At 60.3% G+C, this 13,495-nt stretch carries 12 protein-coding genes; 4 read left to right on the top strand and 8 right to left on the bottom strand.

The window, feature by feature from the left end; translation table 11 throughout:
• Positions 1–34: 34 nt before the first annotated feature.
• Positions 35–3,091 (bottom strand): adenylate/guanylate cyclase domain-containing protein, encoded by a 3,057-nt coding sequence (locus tag IVB18_RS03485; protein WP_247991950.1) that lies wholly within the window; start codon positions 3,089–3,091, stop codon positions 35–37.
• Positions 3,092–3,368: 277 nt separating this feature from the next.
• Here IVB18_RS03485 and IVB18_RS03480 point away from each other — a divergent pair, with 277 nt between their 5' ends.
• Both IVB18_RS03480 and IVB18_RS03475 read left to right on the top strand, forming a co-directional pair.
• Complete coding sequence (locus IVB18_RS03480; RefSeq protein WP_247987945.1) at positions 3,369–3,863, top strand: hypothetical protein; 495 nt, start codon at positions 3,369–3,371, stop codon at positions 3,861–3,863.
• A gap of 323 nt (positions 3,864–4,186) precedes the next feature.
• Positions 4,187–5,224, top strand: a complete 1,038-nt coding sequence (locus IVB18_RS03475) for a thermonuclease family protein (RefSeq protein ID WP_247987944.1) — start codon at positions 4,187–4,189, stop codon at positions 5,222–5,224.
• A gap of 346 nt (positions 5,225–5,570) precedes the next feature.
• Here IVB18_RS03475 and IVB18_RS03470 read toward each other — a convergent pair whose 3' ends face one another.
• From IVB18_RS03470 to coxB, 7 genes are all read right to left on the bottom strand, one after another.
• Complete coding sequence (locus tag IVB18_RS03470; protein ID WP_247987943.1) at positions 5,571–5,765, bottom strand: hypothetical protein; 195 nt, start codon at positions 5,763–5,765, stop codon at positions 5,571–5,573.
• A gap of 168 nt (positions 5,766–5,933) precedes the next feature.
• On the bottom strand, positions 5,934–6,227 hold the full coding sequence (locus IVB18_RS03465) for a GYD domain-containing protein (protein WP_247987942.1): 294 nt from the start codon (positions 6,225–6,227) through the stop codon (positions 5,934–5,936).
• A gap of 33 nt (positions 6,228–6,260) precedes the next feature.
• Positions 6,261–6,662 (bottom strand): cytochrome C oxidase subunit IV family protein, encoded by a 402-nt coding sequence (locus IVB18_RS03460; RefSeq protein ID WP_247987941.1) that lies wholly within the window; start codon positions 6,660–6,662, stop codon positions 6,261–6,263.
• A gap of 9 nt (positions 6,663–6,671) precedes the next feature.
• Entirely contained in the window at positions 6,672–7,394 is a 723-nt protein-coding gene (locus IVB18_RS03455; protein ID WP_247987940.1) for a heme-copper oxidase subunit III family protein, read from the bottom strand.
• A gap of 16 nt (positions 7,395–7,410) precedes the next feature.
• A complete protein-coding gene (locus tag IVB18_RS03450; RefSeq protein ID WP_247987939.1) occupies positions 7,411–8,115 on the bottom strand; it encodes a cytochrome c oxidase subunit 3 in 705 nt (234 codons plus the stop codon).
• On the bottom strand, positions 8,112–9,887 hold the full coding sequence (locus tag IVB18_RS03445; protein ID WP_247987938.1) for a cbb3-type cytochrome c oxidase subunit I: 1,776 nt from the start codon (positions 9,885–9,887) through the stop codon (positions 8,112–8,114). The genes IVB18_RS03450 and IVB18_RS03445 overlap by 4 nt, the downstream gene beginning before the upstream one ends.
• 75 nt (positions 9,888–9,962) lie before the next feature.
• Entirely contained in the window at positions 9,963–10,796 is an 834-nt protein-coding gene (coxB, locus tag IVB18_RS03440) for a cytochrome c oxidase subunit II (protein ID WP_247987937.1), read from the bottom strand.
• A gap of 555 nt (positions 10,797–11,351) precedes the next feature.
• On the opposite strand from coxB, the gene IVB18_RS03435 reads away from it, so the two are divergent.
• Together IVB18_RS03435 and IVB18_RS03430 are read left to right on the top strand one after the other, a co-directional pair.
• A complete protein-coding gene (locus IVB18_RS03435; protein ID WP_247987936.1) occupies positions 11,352–12,248 on the top strand; it encodes a DUF2189 domain-containing protein in 897 nt (298 codons plus the stop codon).
• Positions 12,230–13,171 carry a complex I NDUFA9 subunit family protein gene (locus IVB18_RS03430; RefSeq protein ID WP_247987935.1) on the top strand — a complete coding sequence of 314 codons (942 nt, stop codon included), beginning with the start codon at positions 12,230–12,232 and terminating at the stop codon, positions 13,169–13,171. Before IVB18_RS03435 ends, IVB18_RS03430 begins: the two co-directional genes overlap by 19 nt.
• Positions 13,172–13,495: the final 324 nt, after the last annotated feature.

Here is a 13,495-nt window from a genome sequence, read left to right as displayed (position 1 = left end):
CTCTTCGCGCCGCACAAACGGCGCACCTCAAAGGTCAGGTGAGCTCGTCGCCCCGGGCGAGCATCTCGTTCAGCATCGCCTCGGCCTTTTGCCTGAGCGGCAGCGCGCCGCTCTCGGATGCGATCGCGATCGTTCCGCGCAGGGCGGCAAGGATAGCCGCCTTGTTCTCCTCGCTAGAGGCCGGCGTCACGACGGCTTCGCCGAACAGGGCCTCGGCCTCGAGGCCGGAAAATCCCTGCTGGCGCGCGGTGTTGCGCGCCTCGCGCAGCATGTTCTGCGCGGCCTGGACATCGCCGAGCCGGCTGGTGGCAAGCGCAAGGTAGATCGAGCTGCGCAGCACCGCCGAGGTATAGCCGACCGCCTTCGCCTCCTCGCGCGCCTCGCCCAGCATGCCGCGCGCCCGGTCGAACAGCCCCTGCTCCAGGTAGGCCATGCCGAGATGGCAGCCGAGTACCGGCACGAACAGCCGGATGCCGTGCTTCTGCGCCAGCACGAAACCTTCCTCGAGGATGGCGGCGGCGGCCGCCGGGTCGTTCCGGCCCAGCATCAGCCAGCCCCCGCTATAGGCGGCGGCGACGCGGTCATAGGGCCGGTTGGTTTCCTCCGCGATCGCGACGGCTTGCTGCTGGAGCTGTTCGGCGGCATCGAGCTCGCCCATGACGGTGTGGGTGAAGCTCTTCATCATGCAGCAGAGGAGGAGGGTGTATTTTGGGGGAGTGCCGATTGGGGCGCTAGCATCCGGACCCTGCAGTTGCGAATGGACTCGACCAAACGCCTGCTCGGCCTGCCGGTAGCGCCCGGCAAGAAAATACGCCTGACCGAGACCGTATTCGGCAGCATTTAGCCAACCCAGATTGCCCCACTCCTCCGCGAGACGAACAACCTCCTTGCCGATAGCTACGGCCTCAATCGGCGTACCGTAAAAATTCTGCGCCGCTGCCGAGACAGTCATGGCGGCAACCTTGCGCTCAATGTCGTCAATCGCACTCGCGCGCCGCTCAGCCTCCTTTCCATGATCCAACCAGTCGGAGACTTGACCAGACGCCATAAATGCCAAGCGCGCTTCCAGCCGCAGATCGATCGCATTCGCCTCGCGGGAGCGAGTAAGGCCCGCCTTGTCCAGTGAGTTCATCGCAACTACGAAATAGCTGGCAGCATCGGCAAAAGCCGAGCGTGTCATAGATTTTCGCGCGGCCCCCCTGCCGTAAGTGTAGGCTTTATCCCAGTCCTTTGCTCTTGTAGCGTGATAGCAGAGCTTGTCTGGCTCCTCGAACGCACTTCCGTCGCTTTCCATACTCGCGAGGATGCGCGCGTGAACATTGTCTCGCACTTTTTCGACCATCGAGTCATAGGTAACCTGGCGAACCATCTCGTGCGGAAACTCGAACGATCGATCCAATTCACTGTCGACGTTGACAAGCAACTCGGCCCTGTCGAGAGCTGAGAGGCAATCCTGCAGAACGTCCTCCGACAGCGCTGCGGCCTTGCGCAACATTGCCTCACTCGACCGCTGTCCAAGTGCGGCCGCGATCTGCAAGACCAAGCGTTCCTGTCGTGATACGCGATCCAGCCGCGCTGCAATCACCCCTTGGATGCTAGAGGGAATGCCGAGCTCCTCGACGGGCCGCATAAGGGCAAGGTCGCCCCATTGACCGCGAAGCATCCCACTGTCTTTCAAACTGCGGCAGACCTCCTCGATGAACAGCGGTACGTTGGCTGTATGAGAGATAATCCGGTCTTTCAGATCTGCGTTCGTGTCGGACGGGCCGAGCATATCGGCGAGCATGGCTCGTCCGGAATCGTCGTCGAGAGGCCGCATCGCGACAATTTCCGCGTGACAGCGCGCTATCCACACCGGCATTCCGTTAGGCCGGGTCGTGAAGAGCACCAACAGATTTGGCGTCTGGAGTCCCGCGAGGGCGGCCACGATAGTGTCGCTTGCCCGATCGATCCAGTGCAAATCCTCGATGAGAAGAACAGTGCGCTGATCTCGAGCCACCCTTTCCACGATCGCGCAGCTCGCGTCGCAAATCGCGCGGCCGCGCGCGTGGGGCTCCAACTCGTCCCATTGCGGGTCCGCAATCGGCAGATCCAAGACCGCATCGACGGCACGCTGCTGCACCACTGGCAGTTCAGTTCTGAGATCTCCTGCTTGGCCTGGATCCTTCGCAGCCGCGCCCAGGATCGAAAGCAGCAGGCGCTTAAGGGTGCTGAACGGTGCACCCTGGAGATTTGGACTGCACTCGGCGTCCACAAGCCGCCAACCGCCGGCCCTGAGACCCTGGGCAAACTCGTGCGCGAGCCGCGACTTTCCAATACCAGCGTCACCCAACAGCAGGACGGTCTGCCGGCTTGCACCAGCCCGTTCCGCGGCGCGCCCCAACAACGCACGTTCGATGGTGCGATCGACGAACCGCGACATGCTGCGCGCTCGTCGCACCCGCCAACTCGATAGGTCGCTCGCACCCAAGAGCCGATAGACCGGCAGTGGTTCGCTGAAGCCGCGCAGCGCCTTGCGCCCTAGAGATTCAAATCGGACGTGCCCCTCCGCCAGGTTCTGACAGGCTTCGGACACATAGATCTGGTTCGCCTCGGCCGCCGACTCCAGCCGGGCTGCTAGATGCTGGGCGACGCCGCCGATCTCGTAGACTTTGGAAAATTCGCTGGCGACCATGTAAGCGATGACGTGGCCGGAGTGGAGACCGACCCGGACCTGAAGTCCGGGATCGCCCAGGCTCCCAACGCGCCGGACGAGTTCGATGGCCGCATGGCAGGCCAGCGGTGCATGATTGTCGTCCGCAATCGGGGCACCGAACACTGCTGCCAGCCCGTCGCCCAGCTCCTTGCTGACGATGCCTCCAAACTGGCGCACCGCGCCTCTCATGGCCGCCAGTGCCGGCTCCAGGCGGGAGACGGCCTCCTCCGGCTCCAGTTCGGCAACGAGCCCGGTGGAGTCTATGACATCGGCACGGAGAATTGTGACGAATCGGCGCTCGCTTTCAGGATCCTCCCTCCGGAGCACCGCAGCACCGCATTTCGTACACCGACTTTCGCCTATATCGATCGTCGACTGACACGCAAAACAGTGCATCCCAGCGCTTTCAATGTCTCGGGACAATGGCAGGCCATCCCCAGCGGGCGATTAGACCCTAAGATTACCAGCCGAAGGCTTCTTGGCAATCGGCCTTGAGGCATTCTGAATCTGCTGCCTCGCTGGACGAAGCACAGCCCTCGGTGGTACTTTGTTAGAGTCGATCAGTACTGGAGTATGAGTTCTCGCTGCGCCAGAGTCACCGTTGGGGCAGCAAATTGTTGTTGCAGAGTTACGCAATTTCGCGGGGCGGCCTAGTCATAACAGGAATGGGGCGATGGGCACTAGAACCTACACGGGCAATTCATTCAGAGATTTGATGAACGACAATTATTTCCCTCTGGAGAACATGCAGAGGAGCGTGGACATCCTCAAGGCGTCTCCGGACATTCACCTGCCGACCCTGGAGTACGGCCAGTACCACCTGATCCTGACGCCGACAGACAAGTGGCCGGACGGTAGCGCAGCGTACTGGCACAAGGAAAAGGGCCGGGCTCGCGTCGATCTCACCACCCAGCCGAACACGATCCCGCTGTCCAACGACGAGCCGGGTGTTATCCCGCTGACGCGGTGCGCGCTGCTCGATGCCTGCGTCCGGAAATGCTTCAATTCCGAGCCGCCGATCCCGATGAAGACGAACATCATCACCCACGAGCCCAGTGACGCCTATGCCCACCGGCACGAGATCCGGCTGAAGTGGGAATATGCCAACGGCGAGGAGAAGGCTCCGACGCTGCTCTATTTGACGATGGTCTGCCCGCACAGGTCGTAATCGCAAGCGGGATCAAACGCGGAAGCTTTCGCATCGATCGAAGATGGTCCGTCGTCGCCACAGCAGACGCTGCACGACGGACCGATCCTGCCCTCGCCAATCGGATTGTGGGCTCCTCAACCACCGACCATTTGCATCGCCTCGCGAGAGGCTGGCCGTCAATTTCGCGCAAGGCCCAAGTTTGGAGCAGGGCCCGCACTAACTCGCGTTCTCTCCGCCCCCCCGTCATGGGCCTGTCGCACGAAGATGATCCGCTCCCTCCATTTGTACGCGCGAGTCGCCTCTTTGACGCGATCGCCGTGCCCGTTTGACAGGAGCGGCCGATGCCCGTTGGACTGCTGGAGGTCGAAGGCACGATCGATGTCAGCCAGTTCTGGCCGGAAGGGCGGTCGGACGCTGACACCACCAAGGTCGTGGTGAACGTCGCGCCTGATGCGATCCGCTTCCGCAAGAACGACTCTTCGCCATTCCAGCCGACCCGTGTCTTCGACAACGCCAAGGTCAAAGGGCGAACCAACGCGGCGCCGATCAAGAACGGCAAGCTCACCGTTCGCCTCCAAGGCATCGACGCGCCGGAGTTGCACTATCGGCCGTCGCCGCTCTCGACCGCCGAGAAGAAGGGGCTGACAGACGCCAAGCGCGCGGCCTATCACGAGGTCACGCATCCCTATCGGCAATTCCTCGGTGCGACGTCGAGCAAGGCGCTGCGTGATTTCCTCGCCGGCGCCGGCGAGGCGACGCTCGCCTGCCGGGTGTTCACCCATGTCGATGCACCGAACGAGGTGTTCGACACTTATGGGAGGCTGGTCGGCGACATCGAGGTGACGGTGGCGGGCAAGACGGTCGACATCAACCACTGGCTTGTCGAGCAGGGCCTTGCCTACCCGACGTTCTACTCCTCGATGAACGACGACGAGATCAAGGCCTTCCTCGCGCTCGCCAAGACCGCGCGAACGAAGAAGCTGCTGGTCTGGAAGCATCTCGCCAAAACTATTGCGGCCTTCGACTTCGACCTGCGCGAGCCCAAAAAGAACGAGACCGACGTGCTCGCGACCGACAAGGGCCCAGTGATCCTGCCAAAGCTCTACCGCCGCACCACCAACTGGTCGGCGCGCAAGAAGGCGAAGGTGACGAGCCAGAATTTTCGGAACTTTTTGGCGCAAGGATCCGGCGGCAAGCCCGACACGTGTTACGCGATCGACGACTTCCTGACCAACGGCGTGTACTCGGCCACACCGCGCAATTTTGCCGACTTCGTCGAGGGCGGGAAGACGATCAAGTTTCAGCCGGACGGGCTGGTCTTCGGCGAGGCGCCCTCGAGCCTGGTCGGAGCGGACGGGAAGACGATTACGAAGTTCTGAGAGGCGCTCATCTCACCAAACAAAAATGGCCCGCTTGATGCGGGCTATTTTCTCATTGGGACCGGTAAAGTCCGAACTTGGTTGCGGGGAGGCGCAACCACCGACACTCGCTAAAGCGCGATTAGATGAGGGTGAATCATCATCGCGCTTTAGGTTGTTGTTTGACCATGATCTTTTCGGAAAACCGCCTCGCACTTTTCGGGATCATGCTCTAATGATTCAGATCTAGCCGAGTTACGCGCCGCTAACCGATCGAAAAAGCTCCGCTCTTGGTTCGATCCATCAGGGGCCGACGAAGATTTCGGGCTTGTCCTCTATGTCGCTATCCCGGTTCCGCCGGCCTCTCTCATCGAAGAACGTCTTCGGCGAACGCATGTGACGGATGACGTGCGTCGCCACGCCGGTTTTGTGGGCGTACGTACATGATGACGGCTTCCGGAAACTCTGCCTTCACCTTCAGCGCGGCGGCGAGCGCGTCCTGCGCGTCCAAGACGACATGGTCTGCTTTTTCTTTTAACTTCAGCCCAACGGTAAATTGCATCCACAAACCTCCACGCCTTACGCCGTCCCCCGCGAACTTCTTCCGGTCGGCACCGTCCCCGAGTCGACTAAAGCGCGATGAGATGATGATGAATCATCATCGCGCTTCAGGTTGTTGTTTGAGCATGATCTTTTCGGAAAACCGCTTCGCACTTTTTCGGATCATGCTCTAGCCCAGCGAGTTGATGATTTCCCGATAGGCGGCTTCGGGAAACGCCTTCAACGTGCGCGTCCGGACGTTTCCCTGCATCCCCAGTTGCAGGCTAAAGCGCGCCGCAACAGCGTCGTCCGGAGCTTCGAAGATCACGACCATGTCAAAGTCACCCAAGGTCAGGTAGAAGGATTTGATCTCGCCGCTCATATCCGTGAGAGCTTTCTTCGCAGCGTCCAGACGGCGTGGCGAGTCCTTCGCCTTCAGGATGCCTTGCTCGGTCCAATTTGCAAGCATGACGTAGGTGGTCATAACCGTCCTCCTCCTGGTACGAAGCAATGGTAACTACGCCGTCGGGGCAAAAAACATGACCCGGAGCAGATGCGTGTAGTCGGCTTCGAACACCATGATCGCCACGAATACCAACACCAGGACCGGCGGCAGCAGGATCGCGTAGGCCAAAGCCAGCCGCTCCCAGGCCATGTGCATGAAGACCGCAACGATCAGGCCAGCCTTCAACACCATGAACAGCAGGATCAGCGACCATCGGAGATGGCCATGGAGGCCAAAATAGTCGACGAGATAGGAGCAGGTGCTGAGAACGAACAACCATCCCCAGACCACGAGATAAAGCTTGATCGGATGCTGCTGGCCCTTTGTGTGTGTGGTTCCTGATGCGAGTGCGTCATGCACGTGGGCTTGCAGCGAGTGTTGCTGCGCTTCCAGATGTACCGCGACGTTTGTCATGCTGCGACCTCACCAGAGATAAAAAAGCGCAAAGATGAACACCCACACGAGATCGACGAAGTGCCAGTACAGGCCGGTGATCTCGACGATCTCGTAATGCCCTTTCCGACTTGTGAAAAAACCGCGCCTCTCGACATCGAAGTCTCCCCGCCAGACCTTTCGCGCAATGGCGATCAGGAAAATCACGCCGATCGTCACGTGAGTGCCGTGGAAGCCGGTGATCATGAAAAAGCTTGAACCAAACTGCGCCGCACCCCAGGGGTTGCCCCAGGGCCGGACGCCTTCCATGATCAGCTTGGTCCATTCGAATGCTTGCATTCCGACGAACGTTGCGCCGAATGCCGCAGTGGCCAACATCAGGGCTGCAGTCTTCACGCGATCGCGGCGATAACCGAAGTTGACGGCCATCGCCATCGTGCCGCTGCTGCTGATCAAGATGAAGGTCATGATAGCGATCAGGATGAGCGGGATTTTCTTGTCCCCGATCGTAAGGGCGAAGACCTCGCTGGGATTGGGCCACGGCACGGTCGTGGACATTCGCGCCGTCATGTACGCCAGCAGAAAACAACTGAAGATGAAGGTGTCGCTGAGAAGGAAGATCCACATCATGGCCTTCCCCCAGGAAACGTTCTTGAAGGCGCGCTGATCCGAGGACCAATCGGCGGCGATGCCTCGCCAACCTGCAGGCCGCGCCGGCGGCTCTACGTTGTTTATCAGCGTCGTTTCTGCCATCTGGTCCTTGCCTTCCCTAGCTCAGCAACTGGCGACAGATGTCGACGAAATTGTCTGTCCAGCCCGTCAGCAGGCCGAGCAGGACCAGCCAGACCAACAGCAGGAAGTGCCAGTAGATGGCGCAGAGTTCCACGCTCAGGCGAATTTGGCTCGCCTCGGCGCCATGCAATACCTTGGCCGTCGTTCTGCCCAAGGCCACCAGGCCGCCCATCAGATGTAGCCCGTGCACCGCGGTGATCAGGTAGAAGAACGAATTGGCTGGATTGGACGCCAGGAAGTACCCGGCACCACTCAGCTGGCGCCACGCCAGCAGTTGCCCGACAAGGAATATAATGGCGGATGCTCCACCGGCGCACAGGCCGACGCTTATGCCGTCGATGTCGTCGCGGCGCGCGGCCATATACGCCCATTGCAGTGCCACACTGCTCAAGACCAGGACGCCGGTGTTGAACCACAACAGCGCTGGCACCGGCAGCGTCCGCCAGTCCACCAGGTTCATGCGCATGGAGTAAGCGCTGATGAAGAGTGCGAACAACGAACCGACGACCGCAAGAAACACGCCCAACCCGATTTTCGCCGGCGGCAGGGACGACGTACTCTGTTCGCGAAGATCAACGATCAGCCCTTCCTCCAGCCAGGGCTTGGCTGTCAGCCGCTGCTGTGAGAGCCACCAGCCCGCAATTGCGGCTATTCCGGCCATGAACAGAATGATGGCGCTCATGGGTGCGACCCGCGCGCCGACAATCCAGCCGGCGGTTCATTTTGCGGCACGAAATCCGTGGCGGCGCCGGGGACGCTGTAATCGTAGGCCCAGCGATAGACGATCGGAAGATCCTTGCCCCAATTGCCATGCCCCGGCGGGGTCTCTGGCGTTTGCCATTCCAGCGACGCGGCTCCCCAGGGATTGCCACCGGCCTCTTTTCCTTTGAACAGGCTCCAGATCAGATTGAACAGGAACACGAGCTGGGCGAAGCCGACGATCAGGGCCGCCACGCTCATGAACGCATTGAGGTCATGGGCGGATGCCGGAACGAAGGCCGTTTCGCCGATGTCATGATAGCGGCGGGGCATCCCCAACAGACCCAGATAGTGCATGGGGAAGAAAATCGCGTAGGCTCCGAGGAACGAGACCCAGAAGTGGAATCGTCCAAGCGCCTCATTGAGCATTCGTCCGGTGACTTTCGGGTACCAATGATAGAGTCCGCCGAACACGGCCATGATCGGCGCAATACCCATCACCATGTGAAAATGGGCGACAACGAACATCGTGTCCGACAACGGAACGTCTACGACCACGTTGCCGAGAAACAGACCGGTCAGGCCGCCGTTTACGAAGGTGATGATGAACGCCAACGCGAACAGCATCGGGATGGTGAGATGAATGTCGCCTCGCCAAAGGGTCAGCACCCAGTTGTAAACCTTGATCGCGGTCGGGATGGCGATGATGAGCGTCGTGGTGGCGAAGAAGAACCCGAAATACGGGTGCATGCCGCTCACATACATGTGGTGCGCCCATACGACGAAGCTGAGGGCGCCGATTGCCACGATCGCCCAGACCATCATGCGATAGCCGAAGATGTTCTTCCGCGCGTGGACGCTGATCAGATCGGAAATGATGCCGAAGGCCGGCAACGCCACGATGTAGACTTCTGGATGTCCGAAGAACCAGAACAGGTGCTGGAACAGGATCGGGCTGCCGCCGCCATATTTCGTCAACGTGCCCATCTCGACCAGCGTGGGCATGAAGAAGCTGGTTCCCAGCAGGCGGTCGAGCAGCAACATCACCGAGGCGACGAGCAGCGCCGGGAAGGCCAGCAGCGCCATGACGGTGGCCGTGAAGATGCCCCACACCGTCAAGGGCAAACGCATCAACGTCATGCCGCGTGTGCGCGCCTGCAGCACCGTCACCACGTAATTCAGCCCGCCCATGGTGAAGCCGATTATGAACAGGATCAGGGAGGCCAGCATGAGCACGATGCCCCAATCCTGCCCGGGAGTACCGGAGAGAATCGCTTGCGGCGGGTACAGCGTCCAGCCGGCGCCGGTGGGCCCGCCGGGCACGAAAAAGGTCGAGGCCAGCACCACGACCGCGAGCAGGTAGACCCAGTAGCTCAGCATGTTCACATAGGGGAACACCATGTCCCGGGCGCCGACCATCAGCGGGATAAGGTAGTTGCCGAAGCCGCCTAGAAACAGCGCGGTGAGAAGATAGATCACCATGATCATGCCGTGCATGGTGATGAACTGGAGATACTGGTTCGGATCGATGAACGAAAACGTGCCGGGAAATCCGAGTTGCAGCCGCATCAGCCATGACAGCACCAGCGCAACCATTCCAATGGACATCGCCGTGATCGAGTACTGGATGGCGATGACCTTGGCGTCCTGCGAAAAGACGTACCTCGTCCACCAGCTTCTCGGATGATAAAGCTCGACCTCGCCCACTTCGGCGGGCGGGACGCCTGCGACGGTGTCAAACGGGACATCGACCATCGGAATTCCTCCTTGGTCTCTCTCTCTTCAGCGAAGAGTTCGCCGTCTGCTATGCAGCGCTCCTCGCCGATATTTTCATTCGCTTCCTGACTTGTACGCCGCTTTCGCGACGTTGCGCTGCTGTGACAACTCGGCGAACGTCCGCTGCTTCTCCAGCCACGCGTGATAGTCTTTCTCTTCGTCTACGATGACCTTGCTCCGCATCTGCGCGTGCGCGGCACCGCAGAGTTCCGCGCAGAGAACTTCGAATGTTCCGGTGCGCGTGGGCGTGAACCAGTAATATGTGACCGAGCCCGGTATCATATCCATCTTCGCCCGAAACTCCGGCACATAGAAATCATGCAGGACGTCAATCGAGCGGAGCAATAGCTTCACCGGTTTCCCAAGCGGCAGGTGCAAATCGTCATTTTGAATGACGACATCGTCTTGTCCGGCGGGATCGTCGGGACTCAACCCCATGGGATTGTCGGAACCGACATTGCGGGCATCGGAAGTCCCGAGCCGGCCATCCTTTCCGGGGAGCCGATAGCTCCATTGCCACTGCTGTCCCATGACCTCGACCTCGGTCGCATCGGCCGGAACAGTGACGAACTGGTGCCAGACAACCAGGCCGGGTGCCAGCATGGCTGCGACGCCGATTGCAGTCCCCACGCTGAGCCACCATTCGAGCTTCTTGTTTTCGGGATTGTAGTCTGCCCGCCTTCCCTCCGTGTGTCGAAAGCGGAAGACGCAATAGGCCATGAATGCGACGACCGCGAAGAAAACCGCCCCGGTGATCCAGAATGTCAGGGTGATCGTGTCGTCGATGTAGCGCCAGTTTGAGGCGAGCGGGGTCCACCACCACGGGCTGAAAATGTGAAACAGCACCGAGGCGATCGCTACCAAAAGCAGTATGATCGCTACAGTCATCCTTTATGCATCCTTGCCACCAAAGGCTGCGGATACGAGTTAAAGGGCGGAGCTCACGTCTGTCGCGATGGCGAATTTCATCTTCGCCATCATCGTGCCGCTTGCCTCGCCCATTCGACCGGTCGCGACGTAAAGGGTTGACACGAACTGCACGCCACGACCGCTCATTTCACGGGAGCTTGGGACGTTCAGAACTTTAAGATGGCCCCCGCTGAGCCTACCGTCAATAGCTCAATAAACGGCCATGTCACGCCCTGGTTTCGCGAGTCTGACGCGCAATCCGATGAGCATCCATTGGCACCGGGCGTTTGGTGATGCAGCGCAATAATCGATGTGTGCAGATGCACAAATCACCCAACCGCGAGCGCTATATCTTGCTTCTATCGTGTATCGGACTAATTTCACTGTACCGGTCGCGACAAGTGTCGTCCGGCAAAGCTTCTTCTTGTTGAACCTGATTTGCCGGGGTCGATCGCGATTTTCGCGGATGAGGCGGATGCGTGCGTTTTGGGTGCGCTCCGTTCCCCTGCGGTCACAAGCAAGGAGACCGGAGCCATGGCCACAGTATTCGCAAGACCCAAACTAGACGTATTTGGCGTCTCTACCGCCTTTGTCGTTCGCAAGATCAGCCTTTCCGACCTGGGCAACGCGTTGCGCCTGGGCTGGGAAGACTTCAAGGCCATCCCAACTCACGCCGTCGTCCTGTGCGTGATTTATCCCGTCCTCGGACTTGTCCTGTTCAGACTTGTGATCGGCTATTCGGTGCTGCCGCTGCTCTTTCCGCTCGCCGCCGGCTTTACCTTGATCGGTCCTTTCGCCGCGCTCGGCCTCTACGAACTCAGCCGGCGCCGCGAGCGCGGAGAGGAAGCAGCAGCATGGGATGCCATGCACGTGTTGCGCGCACCGTCCTTCGGCGCCATGCTCGAACTCGGCATCCTCTTGCTGGTTCTGTTCGGGGTCTGGATCGCCGCCGCGGACGCGATCTACATTGCAACTTTCGGCCACGCCCCTGCTGCAAGCATCCCTGACTTCGCAACGCGTGTTTTGACGACGCCGGAAGGATGGTCGCTCATCATCGTCGGCTGCGGCGTTGGCTTCCTGTTCGCCGTCGCGGCCCTGTGCGTCAGTGTAGTGTCGTTTCCGCTGATGCTCGACCGGCACGCGACTGCGATCGACGCAATCCGGACGTCGCTGCGGGCCGTGAGGGAGAATCCAGTTCCGATGGCGGTATGGGGTCTGGTTGTTGCGGCACTGCTGGCGATCGGTTCGCTACCGTTCTTCGTCGGTCTTGCCGTCGTGCTGCCGGTGCTCGGTCATGCCACCTGGCATCTTTATCGGAAGGTGGTCGAGCCTGACCCGAATCCACCGGAAGAACAGCCCCGCCCACCGATAGGTCACCGCTATGCGGCGGATTTCCCGGCCTCACTCTTCCCATGGAGCCGCGAACGCTAGCCAAAGCAGCAACGAGCGGTCGCACCATCACCGTGTTCGGCGGAACGGGCTTTCTCGGCAACCGCATCGTTCGCCATCTGCGCCATCGCGAATTTTCCGTCCGGATCGCATCAAGGCATCCGGACGGGGGATACAGCCAGTCTTGTCCCGAGAATCCGCAACTTCAATCCGTAGAGGCCAACATTCACGACGAGCGATCGGTCGCGGATGCGCTGGTTGGCGCCTACGGCGTCATAAACGCGGTCAGCCTTTATCGCGAGCGCGGACTGGAGACTTTTCACTCCGTTCACGTCGAGTCGGCTCAACGGGTAGCAGCCCAGGCCCACCGGGCTGGAGTCGAACGGCTTGTTCACGTTTCGGGGATCGGTGCCGACGCCGCCTCGCCATCCTGCTACATCCGAAAGCGCGGCGAAGGTGAACAGGCAGTCCGCGCGGAATTCGCCGATGCATTTGTCGTCCGCCCGGCTGTGATGTTCGGACCGGACGACGCGTTTCTCAACACCATCCTCAAGCTCCTTCGGCTTCCGATCTATCCGATGTTCGGCCGCGGCCGGACCAGATTGCAACCGGCCTATGTCGAAGACGTTGCGGAGGCGGTTGCCCGAATCATGGAGCGAGCCGAGACTTACCCGACGGTCTTTGAATTCGGCGGCCCGACCCCCTACTCTTACGAGCAACTGCTCAGAGCGATCGCGCATCAAGCTGGCCTCGCGCCTCTCCTGATTCCAATGCCGTTTGCCATCTGGCACGCGCTGGCATCGGCCTCCGAAATACTCCCTCGTTCACCCCTTACTCGTAATCAGGTGGAGCTGATGCGGATCGACTCCGTGCCATCACCGGAGATGCCAGGATTTGCCGAGCTAGGCATTTCGCCACATTCGATCGAGGAAATCCTCCAGAGGATGTTATCGAATCGAGGATGAAAGAAGCGTCCCGGCTAATCCGCTTTAACGGCCGCCGGTTGCGGGGAGGCGCAACCACCGATACCGACATTCGTTGATGGTGACCTTTGAAGCGTCATCTGGTCCTCGTTCACCGGTCTTTGAGAAGGCTAGAGTATTTCCTGCTGATCTGAGCCCAGGCCTGCAATCAGCGGCCTTGGTCTGAACGAAATAGCAGGCACCCTCTCGCCCTCCAACCAGCCCTGAGAAACTCTGGGGCACGCCCGTTTGCTGCGCGGGCAGAATGTCTCGCTCAAGCCGCGCGGTGATCGATATACCCGGCCCCCGCAAACCCGCAGCCCAGCG

The sequence above is a fragment of the Bradyrhizobium sp. 186 genome, from assembly GCF_023101685.1.
Classification (GTDB): Bacteria; Pseudomonadota; Alphaproteobacteria; order Rhizobiales; family Xanthobacteraceae; genus Bradyrhizobium.
This window is presented reverse-complemented; position numbering and strand designations above follow the sequence as displayed.

Excerpts from the sequence above, each read along its gene's own strand:
- IVB18_RS03485 (WP_247991950.1), bottom strand. The coding sequence starts at position 3,091 with ATGCACTGTTTTGCGTGTCAGTCGACGATCGATATAGGCGAAAGTCGG.
- IVB18_RS03480 (WP_247987945.1), top strand. The coding sequence starts at position 3,369 with ATGGGCACTAGAACCTACACGGGCAATTCATTCAGAGATTTGATGAAC.
- IVB18_RS03475 (WP_247987944.1), top strand. The coding sequence starts at position 4,187 with ATGCCCGTTGGACTGCTGGAGGTCGAAGGCACGATCGATGTCAGCCAG.
- IVB18_RS03470 (WP_247987943.1), bottom strand. The coding sequence starts at position 5,765 with ATGCAATTTACCGTTGGGCTGAAGTTAAAAGAAAAAGCAGACCATGTC.
- IVB18_RS03465 (WP_247987942.1), bottom strand. The coding sequence starts at position 6,227 with ATGACCACCTACGTCATGCTTGCAAATTGGACCGAGCAAGGCATCCTG.
- IVB18_RS03460 (WP_247987941.1), bottom strand. The coding sequence starts at position 6,662 with ATGACAAACGTCGCGGTACATCTGGAAGCGCAGCAACACTCGCTGCAA.
- IVB18_RS03455 (WP_247987940.1), bottom strand. The coding sequence starts at position 7,394 with ATGGCAGAAACGACGCTGATAAACAACGTAGAGCCGCCGGCGCGGCCT.
- IVB18_RS03450 (WP_247987939.1), bottom strand. The coding sequence starts at position 8,115 with ATGAGCGCCATCATTCTGTTCATGGCCGGAATAGCCGCAATTGCGGGC.
- IVB18_RS03445 (WP_247987938.1), bottom strand. The coding sequence starts at position 9,887 with ATGGTCGATGTCCCGTTTGACACCGTCGCAGGCGTCCCGCCCGCCGAA.
- coxB (WP_247987937.1), bottom strand. The coding sequence starts at position 10,796 with ATGACTGTAGCGATCATACTGCTTTTGGTAGCGATCGCCTCGGTGCTG.
- IVB18_RS03435 (WP_247987936.1), top strand. The coding sequence starts at position 11,352 with ATGGCCACAGTATTCGCAAGACCCAAACTAGACGTATTTGGCGTCTCT.
- IVB18_RS03430 (WP_247987935.1), top strand. The coding sequence starts at position 12,230 with ATGGAGCCGCGAACGCTAGCCAAAGCAGCAACGAGCGGTCGCACCATC.